Raw genomic sequence first — 5,017 nt, forward strand, 5'->3', positions numbered from 1 at the left:
GCTCCGCTGGCCGTGACCGTCACAGAGCCGGTTTTGGAGGTATCCGGGGCTTCGGCATAGGCTACGGTTGGCGGGGTTTTCAGGTTTTCACCTTGAACAAGACCCGTGATGTTACAGTCTGCCGCTGAGAATACGGGGGCAGTTTCCCCCACATAAATCGTTTTGCTTGGGGCGGTAACTCTGATTTCCGCCTGTTCAATCACAACGGGAATCGTTGTACTGCCAATGTATTTGCCGCCGTCCACAGCGATCACAAGCGAGTAGTCCCCTGCGTTGACGGGGGCTGTGACGCTGCTCCATGTGTAGGAAACCAGCGCGTCGGTGACAACTGTGCCGTCCAGCTCTTTGACAACCGGGGTGCCGGTATAGTTGACCGGCTGACCGTTATATACTCGCCCAGTCACGCTGATGCCGCTGATCTCTACGGGGATTTTGTCGGTGACGGTCACGGTGGCCGTCCTGGTGGCGGCGGTGTACTTGCCGTCCACGGCGGCGGTGCTGGCGGTGATGGTGATAACTGTGCCTACTGCCGTTCCAGCCGGGATATTGAAGCCATCGCCCGTCAGAGCCTGTTCCGCCCCGCTCCCGATCCGATAAGTAAGGCTGGCATCGGGGAGGCTGTCAGAAAACGCGGCGTCATGGGGATTTTTCACCGTGCAGTCCACAGTGACTTTCCCCCCTGCAATCTGCTGGGCGGGGGTGGCGGTCAGGGTGATTTTCGGCTCGGTGGGCTTCACGGTGACACTGGTATCAACATTTGCCGGGGTATTGTAGTTCCCCGTATCAATGGGGACAAATGCCACGGGGAAAGTCCCGGTTGCTGTGGGCTGTGTGTTTCCGTTGGCCCAGCTCCAGCTTCCGGCAACGGCGGCGTTCCCGTTGGGGTTTGACGCTGTGCCGCCCGTCAGGGCGCTGTCGGACAGCTTCTGTCCGTATTCGATAGCCGAAGCCGTGGGCGCGGTCAGGGTGGGCGTGGCCTTGGCAATGGTTACGGACACATCCGCTGTGGCAGTGTTGTAATTCGTGTCATTCGGGGTGAAGGTCACAGAGAATTGCGCTGTCCCGGCGTTGGGCTTGATCGTGCTGTCCTTCCAGGCGAAGATTCCGTTGGCGTCCCCGCCCGTCAGGGCACTGTCGCCCAACGCCTGCCCATAAGTAATCCCGGCGGCGGTGGGCCAGCTGCTTACGGTGCACGCAATTTGATTGATTGTCAAATCTCCCGGCTCATATGTGATGTCATAATTTTCTGTTACATCCACACCTCCCCGCATAATTTGCGCGGAGGAGATTGTGATTGCCCCGCTGTGGGTTCCGGTCGTGGTCTGGTCTGCGCTCAGAGAAATACTGCCCACCGCGTCCCCCGCCGCCAATCCGCTGGCCGTGTACCTATCTTGCGCAATTTCCGTCCCGTAGTCGATGGTCTGCGCCTGCGCCGTGATAGTCAGGGGCCGCTTCGTGACCTCTACAGCAAAATCCCTATAGATGCCCTGCGCATTGGACACTCTCAGCGCATAGCTCCCGGCATTGACGGGCTTATCAGACAACAACGTTCCGTTCTGATACCACGTAAAGGTCATCTCATCATAGGCGGCGCTGCTGCTCACCTGGGTTGTTGTCGGATTCTCCACCGGATTCCCATCATACGCTTTTGACTGCGGGTAGTCCTTCAGCGTGACCGAAAGGGCCGCGATATAATTTGTGCTTCCGGGGCTATCTGGGACATAGTCCACATCGCCAACCTTGATAGTGGGACGTTCGTCCTGCGGCAGGTAGAAATAAAGCTTGTTGCCGTCAAGGGGATATACGTCCTTCACGCCATAATATTCCGCCGATGTGATGGCGGTGTCCGCCGGGACCGCGCCCTCCGGCAGGGTGATCTCCACCAGAGAGACGTCCACGCTGCCGTTTGTGGGGGAAAGGACCTGTTTCTTTTTTGCTTTAATGCTGCCGCCGGTGATGGTTACGCTGCCGTCGCTGCCGGAAGCTCCGTTGCCCACATCATCGCCACGGTTACTGGATGCGGTTATCGTGCCGCCAGAGATTTCCACAATCCCGGCACCCGTGTACCCGCCGCCGATGGCGGCTCCAAACTTAGTGGTTGCCTCCACCCGACCGCCAGAGATTTCCACAGTCCCGGCACCCCTGGACCCGCCGCCGATGGCGGCTCCGTTTCCGTTGGCGGTCGCCTTCACGATGCCGCCAGAAATTTCCACCGTTCCGTTGCCATTGCTTCCGCCGCCAATGGCAGATGCGTATCCAGATCCAGAAACGGTTGCATTTACCTGACCACCGGAGATTTTTACAGTCCCGGCACCCTGGTATCCGCCGCCGATGGCGGCTGCGTAATTGTTGGCGGTCGCCGTCACGGTGCCGCCACGGATCTCCACCGTCCCTTTTTTAGTGTATCCGCCGCCAATTGCGGCTCCATCTCCACGGGAAGTTGCCACCACCGTGCCGGACTCAATGATGATTTTGCCGCTATCTTGCTCGCTTTTTCCACCAATCGCTGCACCCGACCTAGCAATAAGCTCTGAACGATTCTCCACGGTCAATGTTCCTGTCCCGCCCAGTATCAGCGTGGCGCTTGGGTCCACAGAGACGGGCGCATGACGTGACTTGCCCGCAACCGTATTTTCCCCTTCGGTCTGCAGTTCCACTGTGCAGTTTGCTTCAACGCTGATCAAGGGGTCTGTGTCGGTATTCCGATCAATATGGATACCGTTCACCTGAATATGAAGCTGCTGGGTGAGATTTTTGACAACGATGTAATTGCCGGTTGCTGCAGAATCGCTCTGCGTAATCACATGGAGCGCGTCATAGCTCAGATTTGACTGGGTATGCTGCTTCCCAGTGCCATCTGAATAAGTGACAGAAAGTGAGCCTTTGCTGCCGTCAAAGGTGATGGGGCCTTTGCTGAGGTCCAGCGCTGGCGTATCGGAACTGACGCCCCGGTACCAGTCCAGCTCCATGTCCCGGGCTTCGATGGTCAGGCCGGTTTTTTCGATTGCCTGCCCGCCATTCAGGCCGGGGACCGTCACAGAAATGGTGGTATCCTCCCCTGGAACCATCCAAATCTCCAGATAGCCATTCCCGTTCTGCGTCCGATGCAGAGTACCGTCGTTTACCGTTTCGCTGGCGCCCAGGGGACTGCCGCGCCGGGATACCTGTGCCTGTACGGAAATATTCCTGTTGATGGCGCTGTCCCAGAAGTTCAGGCGCACCTTTTGCAGCCTTGTGCCGATGGTCAGCGTTTTATTGCTGCCGCCGGAGGTTGTGCCGGTCCAGGTGATACCGCCCGCTGTCACGGTAACGGGAAATGCTCCGCTTGCATTTGCCGCCCCAAGGTTGGGCAGGGAGAAGGAAACCTGACAATCTTTTCGTGTCAGTGTTACCTGGTGCGTTTCGCCGTTGATGGTAACGGACGCTGCCGTCATGGCTCCGGTGATCCTTCCGTCGTAAATCGTGCCGGTCAGGCTGTATTTTTGATAATCCTGATTGCCGATTATGACGGAACAATTGGGCTGGGGGGACACCTCCTTCGTCCAGGTTTTCCCGCCGGCTTCCACAGTCAGCGTCGGGCTGCCTGACCCTTTCACAAGCAGATTGCTTGCTGTGAGCGTGCCGCAATATGGCTCGCTGTTGGATTTTTTCAGCGTGCCGGTCCAGGACGCGCAGCCATAGGAGAGGGTGGCGCTTTGATCGCTTACAATGCTCCTGTCATAGATGGTGACCTTCAGCTCACATAAGATATAGTCGCCGGGTACGGGCTTCATCTTTCCTCCGTTCATGTTGATGGAGGGGCTGCCGGAGACCTGGATGGAGCCGCCTGTCTGATTCCCGGAGTTTGCCCCGAAGCCGATGGCGTAATCGCCGCCGCCCTTCGCGTCAATCGTGCCGCCGGTGATGGTGATGTCGCCGCAGTCGCGCACACCGTCATCGTAGGCATACGCATCTGTGCCCGCACCGATTCCGGCGGAGGCTGAAATGTTGCCAGCATCGCTCACTTTATGGCCCCTCGCCGTTACCGTGCCGCCGGTGATGGTGATGGACTCCAGCTTCCCCTGGCTGCCCCCGCCAATGCCAGCCGCCGACAGTGCGGTCCCCATATTAGCCGAATACCCGGAACCTTCGGCATACACCGTGCCGCCGTTAATAACCACCCGGCCCGTGGAGCCTAGCAGTGTGCCGCCGATGCCCGCGCCGCCGCTCGACCCGTAAGCATCAATGGTACCGCCATTGATGTTGATGGTGCCCACTGTCATAATCCCTGATTGTCTGCCAAAGTTCGCGCCGATTCCGGCGGACCCGTCTCCGCCCCTGGCCGTCAGGGAACCGCTGCCGCTGATGGTCAGCGTACAGCCCGCCGGAACGTTGATAGCCGCGTTCATACTGCCGCCCTTGATCGTATTTGTCCCCTCCAGGGTCAGGTTCAGCGTGGCGTTATTTTCCAGCTTGATTCCGGCGTGAACCAAACCCGAGTTGACATCACCGCTATACGGCAGCTGGATGCTTAAATCTTTTATCGTCAGATTAATTGTCACTCCGCTGATGGTCAGATGGTCTTTCGTTGTGGCGCCGGTGATCACTTTGTTGTTGTACTGGTTCAAGTTGCCGCTGTTGATTGTGATCCGGCTGTTTAAGGTAATCGTGTCCGCCAGGGGCGAGGCGGCGCTGGCGGCGTCCAGCTGCTCCTGAAGCGTCAGGCAGGGGGTGATGTCCACCAATTCCTGTTCATCCCCGGTAAGCGCACCAAACAAGGCAAGGATTTCGTCGAGCCACGCCCGGACCTCCTCCGCGTTGTCTGCCGTCACTTCATCCGGCAGGGCGGCGATCAGGTCCTCAATGGGGCAGATACGGCACTCATAAGTACACGGACTTCCTTCACTGTCCTCCGATTCCGGCTGGTAGCCGCAGGCATCGTCATGTTCCTGATGATGCTTGCAGATGCCGGTATCTTCCGGCTGTTTTGTATCTTCTTTTTCAGCTTTCCCTTTGCAGTCCGACAGGCCGGCATCCT

1 protein-coding gene is annotated in these 5,017 nt (G+C 58.3%); it reads right to left on the reverse strand.

The window, feature by feature from the left end:
* Positions 1–5,017: beta strand repeat-containing protein (locus C814_RS24165; RefSeq protein ID WP_016315937.1), on the reverse strand; the 5,017-nt coding region annotated here is incomplete at both ends.

Source organism: Anaerotruncus sp. G3(2012) (assembly GCF_000403395.2).
GTDB lineage: Bacteria > Bacillota > Clostridia > Oscillospirales > Ruminococcaceae > Anaerotruncus.